This is a genomic window from Streptomyces sp. ISL-98 (genome assembly GCF_018614055.1).
GTDB lineage: Bacteria > Actinomycetota > Actinomycetes > Streptomycetales > Streptomycetaceae > Streptomyces > Streptomyces spiramyceticus.
In genome coordinates this window covers 40,387-62,757 of record NZ_JAGGPB010000048.1, presented here as the reverse complement: position 1 = coordinate 62,757, position 22,371 = coordinate 40,387, and the positions used below count along the sequence as shown (strand labels likewise).

22 protein-coding genes are annotated in these 22,371 nt (G+C 68.4%); 19 read left to right on the top strand and 3 right to left on the bottom strand.

Translation table 11 applies throughout. The features are described from left to right. Nucleotides 1–83: 83 nt before the first annotated feature. The 19 genes from J7I98_RS29775 to J7I98_RS29685 all read left to right on the top strand — a co-directional run bounded on the left by J7I98_RS29775 (nt 84) and on the right by J7I98_RS29685 (nt 18,378). Nucleotides 84–1,841 (top strand): trypsin-like serine protease, encoded by a 1,758-nt coding sequence (locus J7I98_RS29775; protein WP_308377993.1) that lies wholly within the window; start codon nt 84–86, stop codon nt 1,839–1,841. A 154-nt stretch (nt 1,842–1,995) separates the two neighbouring features. Next, a complete protein-coding gene (locus tag J7I98_RS29770) occupies nt 1,996–3,120 on the top strand; it encodes an LCP family protein (RefSeq protein ID WP_214928136.1) in 1,125 nt (374 codons plus the stop codon). Nucleotides 3,121–3,256: 136 nt separating this feature from the next. Next, nucleotides 3,257–3,475 (top strand): 50S ribosomal protein L31, encoded by a 219-nt coding sequence (rpmE, locus tag J7I98_RS29765; RefSeq protein ID WP_214928135.1) that lies wholly within the window; start codon nt 3,257–3,259, stop codon nt 3,473–3,475. Between the two features lie 114 nt (nt 3,476–3,589). Further along, nucleotides 3,590–4,669: a peptide chain release factor 1 gene (prfA, locus tag J7I98_RS29760; protein WP_214928134.1), complete on the top strand. Its 1,080-nt coding sequence runs from the start codon at nt 3,590–3,592 to the stop codon at nt 4,667–4,669. Between the two features lie 26 nt (nt 4,670–4,695). Continuing rightward, nucleotides 4,696–5,541 carry a peptide chain release factor N(5)-glutamine methyltransferase gene (prmC, locus tag J7I98_RS29755; protein WP_214928133.1) on the top strand — a complete coding sequence of 282 codons (846 nt, stop codon included), beginning with the start codon at nt 4,696–4,698 and terminating at the stop codon, nt 5,539–5,541. A 44-nt stretch (nt 5,542–5,585) separates the two neighbouring features. Continuing rightward, nucleotides 5,586–6,233 carry an L-threonylcarbamoyladenylate synthase gene (locus tag J7I98_RS29750; RefSeq protein ID WP_214928132.1) on the top strand — a complete coding sequence of 216 codons (648 nt, stop codon included), beginning with the start codon at nt 5,586–5,588 and terminating at the stop codon, nt 6,231–6,233. Then, complete coding sequence (locus J7I98_RS29745; protein WP_214928131.1) at nt 6,230–6,877, top strand: protein-tyrosine-phosphatase; 648 nt, start codon at nt 6,230–6,232, stop codon at nt 6,875–6,877. The genes J7I98_RS29750 and J7I98_RS29745 overlap by 4 nt, the downstream gene beginning before the upstream one ends. 117 nt (nt 6,878–6,994) lie before the next feature. Further along, nucleotides 6,995–8,269: a serine hydroxymethyltransferase gene (gene glyA, locus J7I98_RS29740; protein ID WP_214928130.1), complete on the top strand. Its 1,275-nt coding sequence runs from the start codon at nt 6,995–6,997 to the stop codon at nt 8,267–8,269. A gap of 113 nt (nt 8,270–8,382) precedes the next feature. After that, on the top strand, nt 8,383–9,717 hold the full coding sequence (locus J7I98_RS29735; RefSeq protein ID WP_214928129.1) for an MraY family glycosyltransferase: 1,335 nt from the start codon (nt 8,383–8,385) through the stop codon (nt 9,715–9,717). Between the two features lie 264 nt (nt 9,718–9,981). Continuing rightward, nucleotides 9,982–10,419: a hypothetical protein gene (locus J7I98_RS29730; RefSeq protein ID WP_214928128.1), complete on the top strand. Its 438-nt coding sequence runs from the start codon at nt 9,982–9,984 to the stop codon at nt 10,417–10,419. A 228-nt stretch (nt 10,420–10,647) separates the two neighbouring features. Further along, nucleotides 10,648–11,457, top strand: coding sequence for a F0F1 ATP synthase subunit A (gene atpB / locus J7I98_RS29725; protein WP_214928127.1), 810 nt, complete (start codon nt 10,648–10,650; stop codon nt 11,455–11,457). A 79-nt stretch (nt 11,458–11,536) separates the two neighbouring features. Continuing rightward, nucleotides 11,537–11,791, top strand: coding sequence for an ATP synthase F0 subunit C (gene atpE, locus J7I98_RS29720; RefSeq protein WP_214928126.1), 255 nt, complete (start codon nt 11,537–11,539; stop codon nt 11,789–11,791). Nucleotides 11,792–11,832: 41 nt separating this feature from the next. Next, the gene (locus J7I98_RS29715; RefSeq protein ID WP_214928125.1) at nt 11,833–12,378 is read left to right on the top strand and encodes a F0F1 ATP synthase subunit B; all 546 of its coding nucleotides are present in this window, start codon (nt 11,833–11,835) and stop codon (nt 12,376–12,378) included. Continuing rightward, entirely contained in the window at nt 12,375–13,190 is an 816-nt protein-coding gene (locus tag J7I98_RS29710) for a F0F1 ATP synthase subunit delta (RefSeq protein ID WP_214928124.1), read from the top strand. Before J7I98_RS29715 ends, J7I98_RS29710 begins: the two co-directional genes overlap by 4 nt. A gap of 129 nt (nt 13,191–13,319) precedes the next feature. Further along, nucleotides 13,320–14,915, top strand: coding sequence for a F0F1 ATP synthase subunit alpha (atpA, locus tag J7I98_RS29705; RefSeq protein WP_214928123.1), 1,596 nt, complete (start codon nt 13,320–13,322; stop codon nt 14,913–14,915). A gap of 20 nt (nt 14,916–14,935) precedes the next feature. Beyond that, the gene (locus J7I98_RS29700) at nt 14,936–15,853 is read left to right on the top strand and encodes a F0F1 ATP synthase subunit gamma (RefSeq protein WP_214928122.1); all 918 of its coding nucleotides are present in this window, start codon (nt 14,936–14,938) and stop codon (nt 15,851–15,853) included. Beyond that, entirely contained in the window at nt 15,853–17,295 is a 1,443-nt protein-coding gene (atpD, locus tag J7I98_RS29695; RefSeq protein WP_214928121.1) for a F0F1 ATP synthase subunit beta, read from the top strand. Before J7I98_RS29700 ends, atpD begins: the two co-directional genes overlap by 1 nt. 132 nt (nt 17,296–17,427) lie before the next feature. After that, complete coding sequence (locus J7I98_RS29690) at nt 17,428–17,802, top strand: F0F1 ATP synthase subunit epsilon (RefSeq protein WP_214928120.1); 375 nt, start codon at nt 17,428–17,430, stop codon at nt 17,800–17,802. 129 nt (nt 17,803–17,931) lie between these two features. Then, nucleotides 17,932–18,378, top strand: coding sequence for a DUF2550 domain-containing protein (locus J7I98_RS29685; RefSeq protein WP_214928181.1), 447 nt, complete (start codon nt 17,932–17,934; stop codon nt 18,376–18,378). A gap of 77 nt (nt 18,379–18,455) precedes the next feature. Here the strand turns inward: J7I98_RS29685 and J7I98_RS29680 are convergent, their stop codons facing one another. The 3 genes from J7I98_RS29680 to J7I98_RS29670 all read right to left on the bottom strand — a co-directional run bounded on the left by J7I98_RS29680 (nt 18,456) and on the right by J7I98_RS29670 (nt 22,327). After that, on the bottom strand, nt 18,456–20,306 hold the full coding sequence (locus J7I98_RS29680; RefSeq protein WP_214928119.1) for a glycoside hydrolase family 18 chitinase: 1,851 nt from the start codon (nt 20,304–20,306) through the stop codon (nt 18,456–18,458). 174 nt (nt 20,307–20,480) lie between these two features. Further along, the gene (locus J7I98_RS29675) at nt 20,481–21,131 is read right to left on the bottom strand and encodes a response regulator transcription factor (RefSeq protein WP_214928118.1); all 651 of its coding nucleotides are present in this window, start codon (nt 21,129–21,131) and stop codon (nt 20,481–20,483) included. Beyond that, complete coding sequence (locus J7I98_RS29670) at nt 21,128–22,327, bottom strand: histidine kinase (RefSeq protein WP_308377992.1); 1,200 nt, start codon at nt 22,325–22,327, stop codon at nt 21,128–21,130. The genes J7I98_RS29675 and J7I98_RS29670 overlap by 4 nt, the downstream gene beginning before the upstream one ends. Nucleotides 22,328–22,371 lie beyond the last annotated feature (44 nt).

The following is a 22,371-nucleotide window of genomic DNA, read 5'->3' as shown; positions in this document are numbered from 1 at the left end:
GAGTCGGTCGTACGATCAACCGGCCACAGGTGGGGGGATCCATTTGGGGCGTCCTCATAGATCTTGAACAGGAGTCCCGAGTGATCTCTGGCAAGCAGGGCGGGAAGCACCGCCGCCGGATACGGATAGCCGTACCGGCCGCCACCGCCGCGATCGCCGCCGCAGTTGCGGGCGTGATGCTCATGGCGCCGGCCAATGCCGCGGTGCCGGTCCCGAAGCCCACCGCCGAGCCCGCCGTCAGCGGCCCCTCGCAGGCCGAGCTGGAAGCCCGCCTCGCGTCCGCCGCGAAGAGCGCCGACCAGCCGCCGCAGGCGTCGAAGTTCTCCACGAGCTCGTCGGACTCGACCATCGACCCGAAGATCATCGGTGGTACGACGACCACCATCTCCTCGGCCCCGTGGATGGCGCAGCTCTTCTACGAGGACGGCGACAACTCGTTCTTCTGCGGCGGCGCCGTCATCGCGCCGACGAAGATCCTCACCGCCGCCCACTGCGTCAAGGGTGCCGACTGGAAGAACAAGGGCGTCGTCGTCACCGGCACCGAGAAGCTGGCGACCGCCGACGGCCACGGCGGCGCGGTCACCGGTGTCTGGCGCCAGTGGAACCACCCGTCGTACAGCGACACCACGCTGGACAACGACATCGCGGTCCTGACCCTGGCTGCCCCCGTCAAGGCCACGCCGATCAACATCACGAAGTCGGACGACACGACGTCGTACAAGCCGGGCACCAGCGCCACCGTCTACGGCTGGGGCCGCACCAGCTCCACCAACGACAACATCTCGCCGACGCTCCGCAAGGCGACCCTGCCCATCAACTCCGACACCACGTGCGCCAATTGGCAGCTCGGCGGCGAGTTCGTCAAGGGCCACATGGTCTGCGCCGGCCAGCCCGCGAGCGGCCAGGACAGCGGCACCGTGTCGGCCTGCAACGGTGACTCGGGCGGCCCCCTGGTCGTCGGCGGCAAGATCGTCGGCGTCGTCTCGTGGGGCATCGAGGACTGCGTGGAGAAGGGCGCCTACAGCGTCTACAGCAAGGTCAGCACGTACGCCGGCTCCGTCGTCCCGCGCGTCGACGACGCCAACATCTCCGGTGACCACCGGGCCGACGTCTTCGCCCGCCGCAGCACCGGCGGCGAGCTGTTCCAGTACACGTCAAAGGGCACCTCGTTCGCCACGCGCGTCTCCTGGGGCGACTTCAGCGGCACCAATGTGATCCTCCAGACCGACCTCAACCGGGACGGTTACGAGGACATCGTCATCCGGGTCAAGGGCAGCGGCGACGTCTACTGGCTGCACTGGGTGCCGTCCACCGAGACCTGGGCCGAGACGAAGATCGCGTCCAGCTGGAGCACCAGGCGGCAGATCATCGTCCCCGGTGACGTCACCGGCGACGCCCTGCCCGACATGCTGTCCATCGACTCCTCGGGCGTCCTGTGGATCTACCCGGGCAAGGGCAACGGCACCTTCGAGGCCCGCGTCCAGGTCGGCACCGGCTGGAGCCAGTACAACTCGGTACGCGGCAACGGTGACTTCACCGGCGACGGCAAGGCCGACCTGATCGCACGCAAGTCCAGCACCTCGGAGATGTTCCTCTACAAGGGCACGGGCAAGGCCGGCACCGCCGCCTTCTCCGCCCGCCAGGAGGTCCGTACGTGGAGCGGCTACAACGCCTTCGACGCGGCCGGCGACATCACCGGTGACGGCAAGGCCGACTACCTGGCCCGTACGCCCGGTGGCACGCTCTACCTCTACCCGGGTACGGGCAAGGCCTCCTCGGAGATCTTCGCCACACGCATCAACATCGGAACCGGCTGGCAGCAGTACAACATCTTCGGCTGAAATCCCTGGTGAGAGGGGTTCGCGTCCCGCTCGCCCGCGTCGTACGCCAAACGCCCTGTGGCCCCTGCCCCCAGCAGGGGCCACAGGGCGTTGTGCAACCCTTCACGCTCATCTGTCGTCTCACAAGTGCCGACAAACCGTAACTGGGGAGACCATGACCGAGCAGAGCAGGGGCGGCCGAATACGCGGCACCGGCAAACGCCGGAAGGAGCCCGGCAGCCGCTCCAGGGCCTGGACCCTCACCGCATGGGCTGCGGCAAGCGTGGTGCTGCTGGGCGGCACAGGGCTCGGATACGTCTACTTCAAGCTCAACGGCAACCTCAAGGGCGTCGACATCAACACCCAGCTCGGCGCCGACCGCCCCGGCGACGTCGACAACGGCTCGCTGGACATCCTGGTTCTCGGCTCCGACTCCCGCTCCGGCGACAACGCCGCGTACGGCAAGGACGAGGGCAGCGCCCGCTCCGACACCGCGATGGTCGTGCACGTCTACGAGGGCCACAAGAAGGCCAGCGTCGTCTCGATCCCGCGCGACGCCCTGATCACCCGCCCCTCGTGCACGTCCGACAGCGGCGGCGGCACCGTCCCGGGCGGACAGCGCCAGATGTTCAACACGGCGTACGAGACGGGCGGCCCCGCCTGCGCCGTCAAGACCGTCGAGAAGATGTCCGGCATCCGCATGGACCACTACATCGAGGTCGACTTCACCGGCTTCACCGAGCTCGTCGACGACCTGGGCGGGGTGGAGATCACCACCAAGCAGGCCATCGACGACGACAAGAGCCACCTCCACCTGAAGCCCGGCACGCACACCCTCGACGGCGAGAAGTCGCTCGGTCTCGTACGGACCCGCAAGGGTGTCGGCGACGGCAGTGACCTCGGTCGCATCCAGCTCCAGCAGGCCTTCATGAAGGCCCTGATCGACCAGGTCAAGGACGTCGGCGTCTTCACCAGCCCGAAGAAGCTGTACGACCTCGCGGACAGCGCCACCAAGACCGTCACCACCGACTCCGACCTGGCCTCCGTCAAGGAGCTGGCGAGTTTCGCGAGCGGCCTCAAGGGCATCGGCGCGGGCGACATGGAGATGGTGACGCTCCCCGTCCAGTACGACCCGGCCGACCCCAACCGCGTCATTCCGCTCCAGCGCCAGGGCCGGCAGGTCTGGGACGCCCTGCGCCAGGACAAGCCCGTGCCGGCCTCCGCCACCAAGGACTCGGCGGGGGACAAGGGCGACGCGGGCGATGTCGTGGCGAGCGAAGCCGGTGAAGCGAGCCGGTAGAGAGCCGGGAATAGTTCCGGTCCGTCCCCGGTTTTGGGAGATGCGGCCAGTGCTGGCAGACTGGTACGTCGGCCCCGGTTCACGTACGCGCAATCCGCGCGCACGACCCGGCGCCCTCCCGAAACTAGGAGACACCTTGAAGCGCGAGATCCACCCCGAGTACGTCGAGACCCAGGTCAGCTGTACCTGTGGCGCCGAGTTCACCACCCGCAGCACGATCGCCAGCGGCAACGTCCGTGCCGAGGTCTGCTCCGAGTGCCACCCGTTCTACACGGGCAAGCAGAAGATCCTCGACACCGGTGGCCGTGTGGCCCGCTTCGAGGCCCGCTTCGGCAAGGCTGCCGCCGCGAAGTAGCGAGCCATTGCGCCGGTCCTCGGCCGCTCCGTACAGGGGCGGGGAGGACCGGCGCTTTGTCGTGACGCACAGTCCGCACTTCCCTTTCGTTTTTTGCTACCCAGGAGCCCGAAGATGTTCGAGGCGGTCGAGGACCTGATCGGCGAGCACGCCGATCTTGAGAAGAAGCTGGCCGACCCCTCGGTCCACGCGGATCAGGCCAATGCGCGCAAGCTGAACAAGCGCTACGCCGAGCTGACCCCGATCATCGGCACGTACCGGGCCTGGAAGCAGACCGGCGAGGACATCGAGACGGCACGGGAATTCATCGCCGACGACCCGGACTTCGCCGTGGAGGTCAAGGTCCTGGGCAAGCAGCTCGACGAGCTCACCGAGAAGCTGCGGCTGCTCCTCGTCCCGCGCGACCCCAGCGACGACAAGGACGTCATCCTCGAGGTCAAGGCGGGCGCGGGCGGCGACGAGTCGGCCCTGTTCGCCGGTGACCTGCTGCGCATGTACCTGCGGTACGCGGAGCGCGTCGGCTGGAAGACCGAGATCATCGACGCCACCGAGTCCGAGCTGGGCGGCTACAAGGACGTCCAGGTCGCGGTGAAGACCAAGGGCGGCAACGGCGCGACCGAGCCCGGCCAGGGCGTCTGGGCGCGGCTCAAGTACGAGGGCGGGGTGCACCGCGTGCAGCGCGTGCCCTCCACCGAGTCCCAGGGCCGCATCCACACCTCGGCGGCCGGTGTGCTCGTCACGCCCGAGGCCGAAGAGGTCGACGTCGAGATCCACGCCAACGACCTGCGCATCGACGTCTATCGCTCGTCCGGCCCCGGCGGCCAGTCCGTCAACACCACCGACTCCGCGGTCCGCATCACGCACCTGCCGACCGGCGTCGTCGCCTCCTGCCAGAACGAGAAGAGCCAGCTCCAGAACAAGGAGCAGGCCATGCGCATCCTGCGCTCGCGGCTGCTCGCCGCGGCCCAGGAAGCGGCCGAGCAGGAAGCCTCCGACGTGCGCCGCAGCCAGGTCCGCACAGTTGACCGCTCCGAGAAGATCCGTACGTACAACTTCCCGGAAAACCGCATCTCGGACCACCGCGTGGGCTTCAAGGCGTACAACTTGGACCAGGTACTCGACGGAGACCTGGAGGCCGTGATCCAGGCCTGCGTCGACGCGGACTCCGCCGCCAAACTCGCGGCCGCCCAGTAAAGCCCCCTGCAAGCCGGAGGACCGGGATGAATCTGCTGCTCGCCGAGGTGGCTCAGGCCACCCAGCGGCTGGCCGACGCCGGCGTGCCCTCACCGCGATTCGACGCGGAGGAGCTCGCCGCGTTCGTGCACGGTGTCAAGCGGGGGGAGCTGCACAACGTCAAGGACGCCGACTTCGACGCCCGCTACTGGGAGACGGTCGCGCGCCGCGAGGCCCGCGAGCCGCTGCAGCACATCACCGGACGCGCCTTCTTCCGCTTCCTGGAGCTCCAGGTCGGGCCCGGGGTCTTCGTGCCCCGCCCCGAGACCGAATCGGTCGTCGGCTGGGCCATAGACGCCGTACGCGCCATGGACGTCGTCGAGCCGCTCATCGTCGACCTGTGCACGGGATCGGGTGCCATCGCGCTCGCCATGGCACAGGAGGTGCCGCGCTCGCGCGTGCACGGCGTGGAGCTCTCCGACGACGCCATCAAGTGGACCCGTAAGAACGCCGAGGGATCGCGCGTCACCGTCCACCAGGGCGACGCCCGCACCGCCCTGCCCGAGCTGGACGGACAGGTCGACCTGGTCGTCTCCAACCCGCCGTACATTCCGCTCACCGAGTGGGAGTACGTCGCCCCCGAGGCCCGCGACCACGACCCCCAGATGGCCCTCTTCTCCGGCGAGGACGGCCTCGACCTCATCCGCCACATCGAGCGCACCGCACACCGCCTGCTGCGCCCCGGCGGCGTCGTGGTCATCGAGCACGCCGACACCCAGGGCGGCCAGGTCCCGTGGATCTTCACCGAGGAGCGGGGCTGGGCCGACGCCGCCGACCACCCCGACCTGAACAACCGGCCCCGCTTCGCTACGGCCCGCAAGGCCATGCCGTGACCGGCGGCGTACCAGACCAGACCCCGCCCGAGGAGGCCCGTTAAATGGCACGGCGATACGACTGCAACGACGCGACCGACCGCAAGACCGGTCTTCGCGAAGCCGCGGCCGCTGTCCGTCGTGGCGAGCTGGTCGTGCTGCCGACCGACACCGTCTACGGCATCGGGGCCGACGCCTTCAGCGCCGAGGCCGTCGGCGACCTCCTGGAGGCCAAGGGCCGCGGCCGCAACATGCCCACGCCCGTCCTCATCGGCTCCCCGAACACCCTGCACGGCCTGGTCACCGACTTCTCCGAGCAGGCCTGGGAGCTCGTCGATGCCTTCTGGCCCGGCGCCCTGACCCTCGTCGCACGCCACCAGCCGTCCCTCCAGTGGGACCTCGGCGAGACGCGCGGCACCGTCGCCATCCGCATGCCGCTGCACCCCGTGGCCATCGAGCTGCTCACCGAAGTCGGCCCGATGGCCGTCTCCAGCGCCAACCTCACGGGCCACCCCGCCCCCGAGGACTGCGACGCCGCCCAGGACATGCTCGGCGACTCCGTCTCCGTCTACCTCGACGGCGGCCCGACCCCCGGCATTGTCCCGTCGTCGATCGTCGACGTCACGGGCAAGGTCCCGGTCCTACTGCGGGCCGGCGCGCTCGACGCCGAGGAGCTGCGCAAGGTCGTACCCGACCTCGAGGTGGCCAGTTGACCGCCCTTGACGGGCGTGGCATAGCCGAAGGCAGTACGAGCGACACCTTCCGTATCCTCCACGTCAGCACCGGCAACGTCTGCCGCTCGCCGATCACCGAGCGGCTGACCCGCCATGGCCTCATCGACCGCCTCGGCGACCCCCTGACGGGCGGCCTCGTCGTGGAGAGCGCGGGCACCTGGGGGCACGAAGGCGCCCCCATGGAGGCCAACGCCGCCGCCGTGCTCGCCGACTTCGGTGCGGACGCAGCCGGTTTCACCGGACGCGAGCTGCTCGACGAGCACGTCATCCGCGCCGACCTCGTGCTCACCGCGACCCGCGACCACCGCGCCCAGGTCATCTCCATGGGCCACTCGGCGGGCCTGCGCACCTTCACGCTCAAGGAGTTCACGCGGCTCGTACGGGCCATAGACCCGGCGACGCTTCCCGACCCGCTCCAGGACGGCGTGGTGGAGCGCGCGCGGGCCCTCGTACGGGCGGCGGCGGCACTGCGGGGGTGGCTGCTCGCGCCCAGCGTGGAGGCCGACGAGGTGTACGACCCGTACGGTGCGCCCATCACGTTCTTCCGCTCGATCGGCGACGAGATCAACACGGCACTGGACCCGGTGGTCACGGCGCTCACGGGCGTCCCGGCCCACCACTGACGACTTTCGGGCAGACGCGGGGCCGGGGGAAGAAAGACGCGTCGTACGCCGGGCGGGCCGCCAGGGGGCGTCCTACATTGGAGGGGCCGCAAGTCCCTGCCAGGCCCGGAGCCAGCCATGCCGGTCACCACCGCACCCGCAGCCACCGTTCAGCAGGCGCACACCGCCCCAGGCCCCGACTTCGACGCGCTGCGCCGCAGCGACCCGGAGATCGCCGATGTCATCCTCGGCGAAATGGGCCGCGAGGCCGGCGGACTTCAGCTGATCGCGGCCGAGAACTTCACTTCGCCCGCCGTCCTCGCCGCCCTCGGCTCCCCGCTCGCCAACAAGTACGCCGAGGGCTACCCCGGCGCCCGTCACCACGGCGGCTGCGAGATCGTCGACGTCGCCGAGCGCATCGCGATCGACCGCGCCATGAGCCTCTTCGCCGCCGAGCACGCCAACGTCCAGCCGCACTCCGGCTCCGCCGCGGTCCTCGCCGCGTACGCCGCCCTGCTGCGCCCGGGCGACACCGTGCTGGCGATGGGACTCCCGTACGGGGGACATCTCACCCATGGCTCCCCGGCCAATTTCTCCGGCCGTTGGTTCGACTTCATCGGCTACGGCGTCGAACCGGACACCGGCATCATCGACTACGACCAGGTCCGCCTCCTGGCCCGTACGCACCGCCCCCGAGCCATCGTCGTCGGCTCCATCGCCTACCCCAGGCACCCCGACTACGCGCTCTTCCGCGAGATCGCCGACGAGACCGGCGCCTACCTGATCGCCGACGCCGCCCACCCCATCGGCCTGGTCGCCGGGGGAGCGGCGCCCAGTCCCGTCCCGTACGCCGATGTCGTCTGCGCCACGACCCACAAGGTGCTGCGGGGCCCGCGCGGCGGCATGCTCCTGTGCGGCGCGGACCTGGCCGAGCGCATCGACCGCGCCGTGTTCCCCTTCACACAGGGCGGCGCCCAGATGCACACGGTGGCCGCCAAGGCGGTCGCCCTCGGGGAGGCGGCGGCGCCCGCGTTCACGACGTACGCCCATCAGGTGGTCACCAATGCCCGCGCGCTCGCCGAGGGGCTCGCGGCCGAGGGCGTGGCCGTCACCACCGGCGGCACGGACACCCACCTGATCACCGCGGACACGGCTCCGCTGGGCATGGACGGCCGTACGGCCCGCGGCCGCCTGGCGGCCGCCGGCATGGTGCTCGACACATGCGCCCTTCCGTACGGCGACGCGCGCGGCATCCGGCTGGGGACTGCGGCCGTCACCACGCAGGGCATGGGCGAGGCCGAGATGGCGCGTATCGCGGAGCTCTTCTCGATGGCGCTGCGCGAGGACAGGAAAGCGCTGACGGAGGTACGGGAGCTGGCGGACGGGTTTCCGCCGTATCCAGCACGGGATTGAACGCGCCCGAGCGGGTCGTGCAACCATCAGCCGGTACCCGTATGTCTTCGAGTGCGTGGCCGCAAAGCTAGGCTGTGGGGCTGAGATGGCCGGCGATACCTGTGGGGCAGCCCGTGCGTGAATATCTGCTGACGCTCTGCGTCACGGCGGCGGTGACATATCTGCTGACCGGACCGGTGCGGAAGTTCGCCATCGCGACCGGCGCGATGCCGGAGATCCGTGCCCGCGACGTACACCGGGAGCCGACTCCTCGGCTCGGTGGCATCGCGATGTTCGGCGGTCTGTGCGCCGGTCTGCTGGTCGCGGACCATCTGCAGAACCTGAACAGCGTCTTCGAGCTGTCGAACGAGCCGCGCGCGCTGCTGTCCGGCGCCGCGGTGATCTGGCTCATCGGCGTACTGGACGACAAATTCGAGATCGACGCCCTGATCAAGCTGGGCGGCCAGTTCATCGCCGCAGGCGTCATGGTCATGCAGGGTCTGACGATCCTGTGGCTGCCCGTCCCGGGCATCGGCCCCGTCTCGGTGACCGCCTGGCAGGGCAACCTGCTCACCGTCGCGCTCGTCGTGATCACGATCAACGCGGTGAACTTCGTGGACGGCCTCGACGGCCTCGCGGCGGGCATGGTCTGCATCGCCTCGGCGGCGTTCTTCATGTACGCGTACCGGATCTGGTACGGGTACGGAATCGAGGAGGCCGCCCCCGCCACCCTCTTCGCCGCGATCCTGATGGGCATGTGCGTCGGCTTCCTGCCGCACAACATGCATCCGGCCAGAATCTTCATGGGCGACTCGGGGTCGATGCTCATCGGCCTGGTCCTGGCCGCCGGTGCGATCTCGGTCACGGGACAGGTCGATCCGGACGCGATGAAGCTCTTCGCGGGCGGCAAGCGCGAGGCCACGCACGCGATGCTGCCGGTCTTCATCCCGCTGCTGCTGCCGCTGACGATCATCGCGATCCCGGTCGCGGACCTGCTGCTGGCCATCGTGCGGCGTACCTGGCAGGGCAAGTCGCCGTTCGCCGCGGACCGCGGACACCTGCACCACCGACTGCTCGAAATCGGCCACTCGCACAGCCGCGCCGTGCTGATCATGTACTTCTGGTCGGCCCTGATTGCCTTCGGCGCCGTCGCCTACTCGGTGCACTCGGCGAGCATGTGGATCGTCCTGGGCATCGTCACGCTGAGCGCGGTCGGCCTGGTGCTCCTGCTGCTGCCGCGGTTCACGCCGCGCGCCCCGCGGTGGGCGGAGGCCTTTGTCCCGCCGCGATACCGCAGGAGCGGCAGGGAGTGGCACTCGGCGGACGCGGCCGATGCGACGGATGTGACGGACGAGGCGGTGGACGAGCCGCAGGAGCGCGCTCCGATGCCGGCGGGCGTCAACGGCGCGACCGCCATCGGGCCCCGTTCTCGGTTCCCCGAGCGGCGCAAGGCCGGAACGTCTCGCTGACGATTTGGCGCGCTGCATCCCAATACCAGCCAAAGTGTCGCCGTGTCGTGCACAGACGGGCGGAGTCACTCTCATGTGTGACAGTCGGCACACCTCTTGGTAAAGACCTCATCAAATAGTTTGTGATACCGTTCACGAGACCCGGCGACAGGGCCGAAGGACCGTAGTGCGACGGCCCTTTGGGCACGAGGTGACACCTCGGTCCCGGCTTACGCTCGTCCATGACGACACTTACTGCCCCCACCATCTAGCGGAGCTGCCGCCATGCCGTCCAACGACGCCCGCATCCTCCTTCAAACCGTCGTACCCACCGCTGCCGTCGGCGCTGTCGCCGTCGTGATCGGCGGACTGGTCGTCGGTGGCAAGGGGGCGCTCGGCGCAGTCGTGGGTGCGGCGGTGGCCATCGCTTTCATGGGGATCGGACTGGTGGCGCTCCAGAAGACCGCGAAGCAGCTGCCGCACCTGTTCCAGGGCATGGGGCTTTTGCTCTATGTCACTCAACTGCTGCTGCTTTTCGGTTTCCTGGCCCTGTTCAAGGGAACCGACCTGTTCGACTTCAAGGTGTTCGCCTTCACGCTCCTCGCGACAACTGTCGTCTGGATCGCGGCGCAGGCGCGCTCCTACCTGAAAGCCAAGATCCTTTACGTTGAGCCCAGTTCGTCCGAGGCCGACAAGCCGAAGAAGACAGGGCCCTCGACGTGAAGGGTAGGGCCGGGATAAATGGCCGTTCGAGATCCTGCTATCGTCCGGTGCCAACTGCGGCACTGCGGGCGCGGGCATCCGAGCTGACGCCTGTCCCAGCGCGAGGCTCGATGCCGAACCGCCCCGCCCACGTCCGTAAGACCACCAGTCCAGTGCCGACCCGCGGCTCCGTGCCGCGCCGACACAACGAGGTTGCCGTACCTATGCGCCACGCTGAAGGAGCCCGCGGTGAGTGCTGACACAACGCTTGCCTTTGATGCGAGCTGCCACATTTTCACCGGATGCGGGTTCCCGGCTCCGGGCCTCCACACCTTCGTGTACAAGCCCATCTTCACGGTGTCGGGGTTTGAATTCACGAAGCCGATGCTGCTCGCGCTCCTCGGCTCGGTTCTGATCGTCGCCTTCTTCTGGGCGGCCTTCAACAAGCCGAAGCTGGTGCCGGGCAAGGTTCAGATGATCGGTGAGGCGGGCTACGACTTCGTACGCCGCGGCATCGTGTACGAGATCATCGGCAAGAAGGACGGCGAGAAGTACGTCCCGCTGATGGTGTCGCTGTTCTTCTTCGTGTGGATTCTCAACGTCTGGTCGATCATTCCGCTCGCCCAGTTCCCGGTCACTTCGCTGATCGCCTTCCCGGCTGTTCTGGCGGGCATCGTGTACGTCCTGTGGGTCTCGCTGACCTTCAAGAAGCACGGATTCGTCGGCGGCTGGAAGAACATCACCGGCTACGACAAGTCGCTCGGCTGGGTCATGCCGCTCGTCGTCGTGATCGAGTTCTTCTCGAACTTGATCATCCGGCCCTTCACTCACGCGGTCCGGCTCTTCGCGAACATGTTCGCCGGCCACCTGCTGATCGTGATGTTCACGCTGGCCGCGTGGTACCTGATGAACGGCATCGGCATTGCCTACGGCAGCGTCTCGTTCGTCATGGTCCTCGCGATGACCATCTTCGAGCTGTTCATCCAGGCCGTCCAGGCGTACGTCTTCGTGCTCCTGGCCTCCAGCTACATCCAGGGCGCGCTCGCCAAGAGCCACTGAGCCAGCCCCGCACCCCTGAGTCCAACAGACGTCCGGTGGCCAACCCCCACCGGTCCGTGAAAGAGAAGGAAGTAACGGCATGTCCGCTGCTCTGGAAATGATCAACCTCGCCGACGCCAAGACCACCGTCGTCGGCAACGTCGCCTCGATCGGCTACGGCCTCGCGGCGATCGGCCCCGGCGTCGGCGTCGGCATCATCTTCGGTAACGGCACCCAGGCTCTCGCCCGTCAGCCCGAAGCTGCCGGCCTGATCCGCACCAACCAGATCATGGGTTTCGCCTTCTGTGAGGCGCTCGCCCTCATCGGCATCGTCATGGGCTTCGTCTACCAGTAAGCCGGACCGACAGCCCAACCCCTTTCACGGAAGGCACTGATGTGAACGCTCTGTTCCTTGCGCAGGCGGAGGAGCCTCAGAATCCTCTCGTCCCGCATCTCGACGAGCTGGTCATCGGTCTGATCGCCTTCGTTATCGTCTTCGGCTTCCTCGCCAAGAAGCTCCTCCCGAACATCAACAAGGTTCTGGAGCAGCGCCGCGAGGTCATCGAGGGCGGTATCGAGAAGGCCGACGCGGCTCAGACCGAGGCCCAGAGCGTGCTGGAGCAGTACAAGGCCCAGCTCGCTGAGGCCCGCCACGAGGCCGCCCGCCTGCGCCAGGAGGCGCTGGAACAGGGCACTGTGCTGAAGGAAGAACTTCGCGCAGAGGGTCAGCGCCAGCGCGAGGAAATCATCGCCGCAGGCCACGCCCAGCTCGAGGCGGACCGTAAGCAGGCCGCACACTCGCTGCGTCAGGACGTGGGCAAGCTCGCCACCGAACTGGCCGGCAAGCTCGTCGGCGAGTCCCTCGAGGACCACGCCCGGCAGAGCCGCACCATCGACCGTTTCCTCGGCGAGCTCGAGGAGAAGGCCGAGGCTGCGCGATGAACGGAGCGAGCCGCGAGGCACTGGCCGCCGCACGCGAGCGTCTCGACGCGCTGACCGACAACACGTCGGTCGACGCGGCGAAGCTCGCGGGCGAGCTGGCCGCCGTCACCGCGCTGCTCGACCGCGAGGTGTCGCTGCGCCGGGTCCTGACCGACCCGTCGCAGGCCGGTGAGGCCAAGGCCGGACTGGCCGCGCGAGTACTGAGCGGTCAGGTGGGCGGCGAGACCGCCGACCTGGTCTCCGGCATGGTCCGCGCCCGCTGGTCGCGCTCGCGTGACCTGGTCGACGCGATCGAGGTACTGGCGGACACCGCCGACCTCACCGCGGCGCAGCAGGCAGGCGCGCTCGACAACGTGGAGGACGAGGTGTTCCGGTTCGGCCGGATCGTCTCTTCCAGCACTGAGCTGCGGGCGGCGCTGACCGACCGGGTGGCCACGGCCGCCGCCAAGGGTGAGCTGCTCCGCAGCCTGCTCGGCGGCAAAGCCCACGCTGTGACGGAGCGCATCATCGTGCGTCTCGTGACTCAGCCTCGTGGACGTAGCCTGGAGGCGGGCCTCGAGTCCATCTCCAAGGTCGCCGCGGAGCGCCGGGACCGCATGGTCGCGGTGGTCACGTCGGCGGTGCCGCTGACCGACCAGCAGAAGCAGCGTCTCGGCGGAGCACTGGCGAAGCTGTACGGACGCCAGATGCACCTCAACCTCGACGTGGACCCCGAGGTCCTCGGCGGGATCCAGGTGCGCGTCGGCGACGAGGTCATCAACGGGACCATCGCGGAGCGCCTCGAAGAGGCGACCCGCCGCATGGCCGGCTGATCAGCCACCAACTGAACAAGCATCACCGGCGGCCCGGTTGGGCCGTGCAGAGATTTGCAGAAGATTCCTGGGGGTCGGCCCCCAGACCCCCAAGAACTTCGGGCCCAACAAGGAGAGCAGGGAACCCAGATGGCGGAGCTCACGATCCGGCCGGAGGAGATCCGGGACGCACTGGAGAACTTTGTCCAGTCGTACCAGCCGGACGCGGCCTCGCGCGAGGAGGTCGGCACGGTCAGCGCTGCCGGCGACGGCATCGCAAAGGTCGAGGGTCTTCCCTCGGCCATGGCGAACGAGCTGCTGAAGTTCGAGGACGGCACCCTCGGTCTCGCCCTCAACCTTGAGGAGCGGGAGATCGGTGCGATCGTCCTCGGCGAGTTCAGCGGTATCGAGGAGGGCCAGCCGGTGCAGCGCACCGGTGAGGTGCTCTCCGTCGGCGTCGGCGAGGGTTACCTCGGCCGCGTTGTCGACCCGCTCGGCAACCCGATCGACGGTCTCGGCGAGATCGCGACCGACAGCCGCCGCGCCCTCGAGCTGCAGGCCCCTGGCGTCATGGTCCGCAAGTCGGTCCACGAGCCGATGCAGACCGGCTACAAGGCCGTCGACGCAATGGTGCCGATCGGCCGTGGCCAGCGTCAGCTGATCATTGGTGACCGTCAGACCGGCAAGACCGCTCTGGCCGTCGACACGATCATCAACCAGCGCGACAACTGGCGCTCCGGCGACGTGAACAAGCAGGTTCGCTGCATCTACGTCGCCATCGGCCAGAAGGGCTCCACCATCGCGTCTGTGCGCGGTGCTCTGGAGGAGGCGGGCGCGCTCGAGTACACGACGATCGTCGCCGCTCCCGCGTCCGACCCGGCCGGCTTCAAGTACCTTGCGCCGTACACCGGTTCGGCCATCGGCCAGCACTGGATGTACGCCGGCAAGCACGTCCTGATCATCTTCGACGACCTGTCGAAGCAGGCCGACGCCTACCGCTCCGTGTCGCTGCTGCTGCGCCGTCCGCCGGGCCGCGAGGCCTACCCGGGCGACGTCTTCTACCTGCACTCGCGTCTGCTGGAGCGCTGCGCGAAGCTCTCCGACGACATGGGCGCCGGTTCGATGACCGGTCTGCCGATCGTCGAGACCAGGGCGAACGACGTGTCGGCGTTCATCCCGACCAACGTCATCTCGATCACCGACGGCCAGTGCTTCCTGGAGTCCGACCTGTTCAACGCGGGCCAGCGCCCGGCGCTGAACGTCGGTATCTCGGTCTCCCGTGTCGGTGGCTCCGCCCAGCACAAGGCCATGAAGCAGGTCTCCGGCCGTCTTCGCGTGGACCTCGCCCAGTACCGCGAGCTGGAGGCGTTCGCCGCCTTCGGTTCCGACCTGGACGCGGCCTCCAAGTCGTCGCTGGAGCGCGGTAAGCGCATGGTCGAGCTGCTGAAGCAGCCGCAGTACGCGCCGTTCCCGGTCGAGGAGCAGGTTGTCTCCGTCTGGGCCGGCACCACCGGCAAGATGGACGACGTACCGGTCGAGGACATCCGTCGCTTCGAGGCCGAGCTGCTGGAGTACCTGCGCCGCGAGCGCAAGGACCTCCTCACCTCGATCGCCGAGGGCGGCAAGATGTCGGACGACACGCTGCAGTCCATCGCCGACGCCATCGCGGCCTTCAAGCGGCAGTTCGAGACCTCCGACGGCAAGCTTCTGGGCGAGGACGCCCCGGCCGTCAACGTCTCCAAGTGACGACGGAAGGGACCTGACTCATGGGAGCGCAGCTCCGGGTCTACAAGCGTCGCATCCAAGCCGTCACCGCGACCAAGAAGATCACCAAGGCGATGGAGATGATCGCCGCCTCGCGCATCGTCAAGGCGCAGCGCAAGGTGGCGGCATCGATGCCGTACGCGAACGAGCTCACCCGTGCGGTGACCGCGGTAGCGACCGGCTCCACCACCAAGCACGCCCTGACCACCGAGGCCGAGGCGCCGACCCGCGCCGCGGTACTGCTCATCACGAGCGACCGCGGTCTGGCCGGCGGCTACTCCTCCAACGCCATCAAGGCGGCGGAGCGGCTCCGTGAGCGGCTCAGCAGTGAGGGCAAGGAGGTCGACACGTACATCGTCGGCCGCAAGGGTGTCGCCTACTACGGCTTCCGCGAGCGCAAGATCGCGGAGTCGTGGACCGGCTTCACCGACAGCCCGAGCTACGGGGACGCCAAGAACGTCGCCGCACCGCTGATCGAGGCCATCCAGACGGAGACGGCCGAGGGCGGTGTCGACGAGCTGCACATCGTCTTCACGGAGTTCGTGTCGATGATGACGCAGAACCCGGTGAGCAACCGGATGCTGCCGCTCTCGCTCGACCAGGTAGCGGAGGAGGGTGGCGCGAAGGGCGAGATCCTTCCGCTGTTCGACTTCGAGCCGTCGGCGGAGGACGTCCTCGACGCCCTGCTGCCGCGCTACGTCGAAAGCCGTATCTACAACGCACTGCTGCAGGCTGCCGCTTCCGAGCACGCCGCCCGCCGCCGCGCGATGAAGTCGGCGACCGACAACGCCGGGGACCTCATCAAGAGCCTCTCCCGGCTTGCCAACGCGGCCCGACAGGCCGAAATCACCCAGGAAATCAGCGAGATCGTCGGTGGCGCCAGCGCTCTGGCCGACGCGACCGCGGGGAGTGACAAGTAATGACGACCACTGTTGAGACGGCCGCCGCCACGGGCCGCGTCGCCCGGGTCATCGGCCCGGTCGTCGACGTGGAGTTCCCCGTCGACGCGATGCCGGAGATCTACAACGCACTGCACGTCTCGGTTGACGACCCGGCCGAGGAGGGCGCGCGCAAGCTGCTGACCCTCGAGGTCGCCCAGCACCTGGGTGAGGGCCTCGTCCGCGCGATTTCGATGCAGCCCACCGACGGTCTGGTCCGCCAGGCCGCGGTGACCAACACGGGCGAGGGCATCACCGTCCCCGTCGGTGACATCACCAAGGGCAAGGTGTTCAACACCCTTGGTCAGATCCTGAACGAGCCGGAGGCCGAGGCTCAGATCACTGAGCGCTGGCCGATCCACCGCAAGGCCCCGGCCTTCGACCAGCTCGAGTCCAAGACCGAGATGTTCGAGACCGGCCTGAAGGTCGTCGACCTTCTCACCCCGTACGTCAAGGGTGGAAAGATCGGTCTGTTCGGTGGTGCGGGCGTCGGCAAGACGGTCCTCATCCAGGAAATGATCATGCGTGTGGCGAAGCTGCACGAGGGTGTGTCGGTGTTCGCCGGTGTCGGCGAGCGCACCCGTGAGGGCAACGACCTCATCGACGAGATGACCGAATCGGGTGTTCTGGACAAGACCGCGCTGGTCTTCGGCCAGATGGACGAGCCGCCGGGCACGCGTCTTCGCGTCGCCCTGTCCGCCCTGACCATGGCGGAGTACTTCCGCGATGTTCAGAAGCAGGACGTGCTGCTCTTCATCGACAACATCTTCCGCTTCACGCAGGCCGGTTCCGAGGTCTCCACGCTGCTCGGCCGTATGCCGTCCGCAGTGGGTTACCAGCCGACCCTGGCCGACGAGATGGGTGTGCTCCAGGAGCGCATCACCTCGACGCGTGGTCACTCGATCACCTCGATGCAGGCGATCTACGTCCCCGCGGACGACCTGACCGACCCGGCGCCGGCGACCACCTTCGCCCACCTGGACGCGACGACCGTTCTGTCGCGCCCGATCTCGGAGAAGGGCATCTACCCGGCGGTCGACCCGCTGGACTCGACGTCCCGCATCCTGGACCCCCGCTACATCACGCAGGACCACTACGACGCGGCCAGCCGCGTCAAGGGAATCCTGCAGAAGTACAAGGACCTCCAGGACATCATCGCGATCCTCGGTATCGACGAGCTGGGCGAAGAGGACAAGCTTGTTGTCCACCGCGCCCGTCGCGTCGAGCGCTTCCTGTCGCAGAACACCCACGCCGCCAAGCAGTTCACCGGCCTGGACGGTTCGGACGTGCCGCTCGACGAGTCGATCGCCGCGTTCAACTCGATCTGCGACGGCGAGTACGACCACTTCCCTGAGCAGGCGTTCTTCATGTGCGGTGGCATTGACGACCTCAAGGCGAAGGCCAAGGAGCTCGGCGTCTCCTGAATCGTGTGAGTCGCTCACGTGACTCAGATGACTCGTGGGAGAGGGGCGGGTACGTCCCGCCCCTCTCCGTACGCCCCCTAGAATTGACCCAACACCCGGCTCAACCGCCGGGTGGTGACCCGAGGAGCCACCTTGGCTGCTGAGCTGCACGTCGAGCTGGTCGCGGCGGACCGTAATGTCTGGTCCGGCGAGGCCTCCCTGGTCGTCGCGCGCACCACGTCCGGCGACATCGGCGTCATGCCCGGTCACCAGCCGCTGCTGGGTGTGCTGGAGTCGGGCCCGGTGACGATCCGTACGAGCGACGGCGGCACTGTCGTCGCCGCTGTGCACGGCGGGTTCATCTCGTTCGCCGACAACAAGCTGTCTCTGCTCGCAGAGATCGCCGAGCTGGCGGAAGAGATCGACCCGGCGCGTGCCGAGCGGGCGCTGGAGCGGGCGAAGGCGGAGGCGGATGCCGCTGCCGAGCGTCGCGCCGCCGTCCGACTGCGCGCGGTTGCGGGACACTGAGTCCCGCGCCGAGAGATTTGACTCAGCCGCGGCCCGTACTGGTACTCCAGGACGGGCCGCGGCTGAGGCGATACAGCTGAATTTCTGTTCTCTTTACTGGTACTGGATGACGCGAGGAGGTCGGTGGAGATGTTCCTCGCTCTGCTCGTGAGCGGCTCGGTAGTCGCGCTGGTACTGGTGGGACTCTTTGTCTTCGGACTGCGCCGGCGGCTGATCCAGCGCTCCGGCGGCACCTTCGACTGCAGTCTGCGCTGGAACACCCCCGAGGAGTCCGACACGTCGGGCAAGGGCTGGGTGTACGGCGTGGCCCGCTACAGCGGGGACCGCATCGAGTGGTTCCGCGTCTTCTCGTACGCCCCGCGCCCGCGCCGCGTGCTGGAGCGCTCGGCGATCGAGGTGCTGTCGCGCCGCCATCCCGAGGGCGAGGAGGAGCTGGCGCTTCTCTCCGACGCGATCATCCTCGGCTGTGTGCACCGGGGGATCCGGCTGGAGCTGGCGATGAGCGAGGACGCGCTGACCGGTTTCCTCGCCTGGCTGGAGGCGGCGCCTCCGGGCCAGAGAGTCAACGTCGCATAGAGCACAGAAAGAGCCGGGGGGACAGGTCGCAACCTGTCCCCCCGGCTTTTTCAGGCCTTTTTTACTTCAGACCGTTTTCACTTCAGACCGTTGTTGATCGCGGTCACCAGCTCACCGTTGGCGGTGTCACCGCTGAATTCCCAGAAGAACGCGCCTCCCAGGCCCTGCGTCTTCGCCCAGCTCATCTTGGAGCCGATGGTGGCGGGGGTGTCGTAGCTCCACCAGTCGGTGCCGCAGTGGGCGTAGGCCGTGCCGGCGACGGTGCCGTTGGCCGGGCACTTGCCCTTGAGGACCTTGTAGTCCTCGATGCCGGACTCGTACGTACCGGTGGCGGCGCCGGTCGCCGTGCCGCCCGGCTCCTTCTGCGTCACGCCGGTCCAGCCGCGCCCGTAGAAGCCGATGCCGAGCAGCAGTTTCTTGGCCGGTACGCCCTTCGCCTTGAGCTTGGCGATCGCTTCGGCGGAGTTGAATCCGGCCTGCGGGATGCCGGTGTACGAGGTCAGCGGGGAGTGCGGGGCCGTCGGGCCCTTGGCCGCCCAGGCGCCGAAGAAGTCGTACGTCATCACGTTGTACCAGTCGGAGTACGCGGCCGCTCCGGCGTAGTCGGTGGCGTCGATCTTGCCGCCGGCCGAGGCGTCGGCGGTGATGGCCGCGGTGACCAGGTTGTTCGTACCGAACTTGCCACGCATGGCCTGCATCATGTTCTTGAACGCGGCCGGGCCGCTGGTGTCGCAGGACAGACCGCAGGCGTTCGGGTACTCCCAGTCGAGGTCGATGCCGTCGAAGACGTCGGCCCAGCGCGGGTCCTCCACCAGCTTGTAGCAGGAGTCGGCGAACGCGGCCGGGTTCTTGACGGCCTCGGTGAAGCCGCCGGACCAGGTCCAGCCGCCGAACGACCACAGCACCTTGAGGTTCGGGTACTTCGCCTTGAGTTTGCGCAGCTGGTTGAAGTTGCCGCGCAGCGGCTGGTCCCAGGTGTCGGCCTTGCCGTCGACGCTCTGGTCGGCGGTGTACGCCTTGTCGATCGCCGCGAAGCTGTCGCCCATGGTGCACTTGCCACCCTGGACGTTGCCGAACGAGTAGTTGATGTGCGTGATCTTCCCGGCGGAGCCGGAGGTGTCCAGGTTCTTCACGTGGTAGTTGCGTCCGTAGATGCCCCACTCGGTGAAGTAGCCCAGCTTGACCTGGTCACCCGGGCCGGGGGTCGGGTCGGTGCCGCCGCCGGTGGTCTTGACCGCGCGGGCGCCGCTGACCGGGCCCGTCTGGTCGGCGGTGTCGCGGGCCTGGACCGTGTACGAGTAGTCGGTGCCCGCGGTCAGGCCGCTGTCGTTGTACGACGTGCCGGTGACCGTCGCGACCTTGGCGCCGTCGCGCAGTACGTCGTAGTTCTTGACGCCCTTGTCGTCGGTGGCCGCGGTCCAGGACAGGCTCACCGACGTATTGGTGATGGTGCTCGCGGAGGGGGTGCCGGGTGCGGACGGCGGGTTGTCGCCGGGCACCGAGCCGCCGTCGCAGGAGCCGCCATTGAGCTTGCAGCCCGCGGGGGAGCCGGCCCCGGTGCCGTTGAAGCCGAAACTGACGCTGGCGCCGGGGGCCAGGTTGCCGCCCCAGCTCTTGTTCTTGGCGGTCCAGTGGTTGCCGGAGTTGGTGACGTCGGCGTCCCAGGCGGAGGTGACGGACGTACCGGTGGGGAAGTCCCACTCGACGGTCCAGGTGCTGAGGGTGGTGGTTCCGGTGTTCTTCACCGTCCACTTGCCCTCGAAGCCGGTGCCCCAGTCCGAGACCTTGGTGTACGAGGCGGTGGCCGATTCGGCGGCCTCGGCGGGGGAGGCCAGGCCGACCATCGCGGCGAGGGGCACGACGAGTGCGGTCAGTCCGGCTGCCGCTCTGGTTCTGAAGCGCGTGCGGAGGGGGGTAGTTGTACTCAAGGGTGCTCCCGAGAGAGAGGTCCGGCGGTGAACGGGGATAGGACCTGCGCCGCTGCTCGGTGAGCACTCGTTGTCATGACACGCTCACCACTGCGGTGCGGTGAGCGTAGGAAGGTCTGGACCAATCGTCAAGAGGTCTGGACCATAGGAACGGGTCTCGCGGTCATCGGGAGTTCAGATGCCAAACTCCTGTGCGAGTACGGCGGCTTGCACCCGGCTGCGCAACTCCAGCTTCCCCAGCAGCCGGCTCACATGCGTCTTCACCGTGGCCTCCGCCATCGTCAGCCGCAGCGCGATCTCCGCATTCGACAGGCCCTCGCCCAGACACGAGAGCACCTCCCGCTCGCGCCGCGTGAGGACGTCGAGGACCGCGGGATCGGGCGCGTTGGGGGAGCGTACGGGCGCGGGCGCGGCGAACTCGGCGATCAGCCGGCGGGTGACGGCGGGCGCGATCAGACCCTCGCCGCGCGCCACCGTACGTACCGCCTCGATCAGATCCTTGGCTTCGGTGTTCTTCAGCAGGAAGCCCGATGCGCCCGCGCGCAGCGCCCCGAAGACGTACTCGTCGAGATCGAACGTGGTCAGCATCAGTACGTCGGCGAGCTGCTCGCCCACCACCTGCCGGGTCGCAGAGACCCCGTCCAGGCGCGGCATCTGCACATCCATCAGGACCAGGTCCGGGCGGAGCTCGCGCGCCATACGGACCGCCGCCTCGCCGTCGCCCGCCTCCCCGACGACCTCGATGTCCTGCGCGCTGCCCAGGATGAGCACGAGGCCCGCCCTTACGGCTGCCTGGTCCTCTGCGACCAGTACCCGAATCGTCATGCGGACAGCTCCGTATCGTCCTCTGCGGGCAGTTCCGCCCGTACCTGCCAGATCTTTGTGCCGTCCCCGGCCGTGACGGGGCCCGCCTCCATTTCCCCGTCGAGCAGCGTCACCCGCTCCTGCATCCCCACCAGGCCCGCCCCCGAACCGGGTGCGCGCGGACCGGGGCGCTCGCCGTACGGGCTGGTCACCAGCACTTTGAGCAGCCGGTCGGTGTGCGTGAGCGCCACGGTGACCGTGCCGGGGGAGGCGTGCTTGAGTGCGTTGGTCAGCGACTCCTGGACGATCCTGTACGCCGCCATCTCGACCGGCGCCGGCAGGCGGCCGCCGGACTCGCGGCCGTCGTCGAGGACGAAGACGAGGCCGCTGTCGCTGCCGAACGTGCGTGCCTTTGCCAGCAGGGCCTCCAGGCCGTCGAGCGCCGGGGCGACGGCCGGCTCCTGGTCGCCGCTGCTGTCGCGGAGCAGGCCGATGAGCCTGCGCATCTCCGACAGGCCCTGGACGCTGTTCTCGCGGATGACCGTGAGGGCGTCGGTCGACGCCTTCGGCTCCCCGATCGACAGGGCGGCCGTGGAGTGGATCGCGATCGCGGAGAGGTGGTTGGCGACCATGTCGTGCAGCTCGCGCGCCATCCGTGAGCGCTCGGCCGCTATGGCCTGGTTACGGTCGATCTCGGCCAGCAGCGCGGTCTGTTCGGCCCGCAGGCGTGCCGCTTCCGCCGCCTCACGGTGGTTGCGCAGGGTTGCGCCGGTGAGCGCGGGAGCGAAGGACACCAGGCCGGTGACGACGCCGATGAGCAGGGCCTCGGGGCGGCGGAGCCAGGCGAGTGCGGCGATCGTGATGGCGACGGTGATCAGACCGGTGGTCACCGGGATCCGGCGGGCGGACGCCGGGGTTCCGTACACCACGGCGGCGTACATCACGTCCGTGAACATGATGACGGTCGCCAGGTTGCCGTGGGTGAACTGGTCCGCGATCACCGCGACCGTGCCGACGATCAGCGCCGTACGCGGGCACGACCTGCGCAGCAGCTCCAGGAAGGCCATCACCGTGAGGGGCACGAGCGTCACCCAGGACGGCAGGAGCTCGCGGAAGTCGGTGGTGTGCAGCCCGAGGCCCCACAGCAGAACGCCGCCGAGCAGGCCGGTCAGCCCGAGGAGGATGCCGTCGCGGTGGGGGAGTGGGAACCGGATCACTCGACCATCCAACACGGTACGGACGGGCACGTCGTCCCCGCCCG

Excerpts from the sequence above, each read along its gene's own strand:
- J7I98_RS29730 (WP_214928128.1), top strand. The coding sequence starts at position 9,982 with ATGCCGTCCAACGACGCCCGCATCCTCCTTCAAACCGTCGTACCCACC.
- J7I98_RS29685 (WP_214928181.1), top strand. The coding sequence starts at position 17,932 with ATGTTCCTCGCTCTGCTCGTGAGCGGCTCGGTAGTCGCGCTGGTACTG.
- atpD (WP_214928121.1), top strand. The coding sequence starts at position 15,853 with ATGACGACCACTGTTGAGACGGCCGCCGCCACGGGCCGCGTCGCCCGG.
- J7I98_RS29700 (WP_214928122.1), top strand. The coding sequence starts at position 14,936 with ATGGGAGCGCAGCTCCGGGTCTACAAGCGTCGCATCCAAGCCGTCACC.
- atpE (WP_214928126.1), top strand. The coding sequence starts at position 11,537 with ATGTCCGCTGCTCTGGAAATGATCAACCTCGCCGACGCCAAGACCACC.
- prfA (WP_214928134.1), top strand. The coding sequence starts at position 3,590 with ATGTTCGAGGCGGTCGAGGACCTGATCGGCGAGCACGCCGATCTTGAG.
- glyA (WP_214928130.1), top strand. The coding sequence starts at position 6,995 with ATGCCGGTCACCACCGCACCCGCAGCCACCGTTCAGCAGGCGCACACC.
- J7I98_RS29770 (WP_214928136.1), top strand. The coding sequence starts at position 1,996 with ATGACCGAGCAGAGCAGGGGCGGCCGAATACGCGGCACCGGCAAACGC.
- J7I98_RS29675 (WP_214928118.1), bottom strand. The coding sequence starts at position 21,131 with ATGACGATTCGGGTACTGGTCGCAGAGGACCAGGCAGCCGTAAGGGCG.
- prmC (WP_214928133.1), top strand. The coding sequence starts at position 4,696 with ATGAATCTGCTGCTCGCCGAGGTGGCTCAGGCCACCCAGCGGCTGGCC.
- J7I98_RS29750 (WP_214928132.1), top strand. The coding sequence starts at position 5,586 with ATGGCACGGCGATACGACTGCAACGACGCGACCGACCGCAAGACCGGT.
- J7I98_RS29710 (WP_214928124.1), top strand. The coding sequence starts at position 12,375 with ATGAACGGAGCGAGCCGCGAGGCACTGGCCGCCGCACGCGAGCGTCTC.
- atpA (WP_214928123.1), top strand. The coding sequence starts at position 13,320 with ATGGCGGAGCTCACGATCCGGCCGGAGGAGATCCGGGACGCACTGGAG.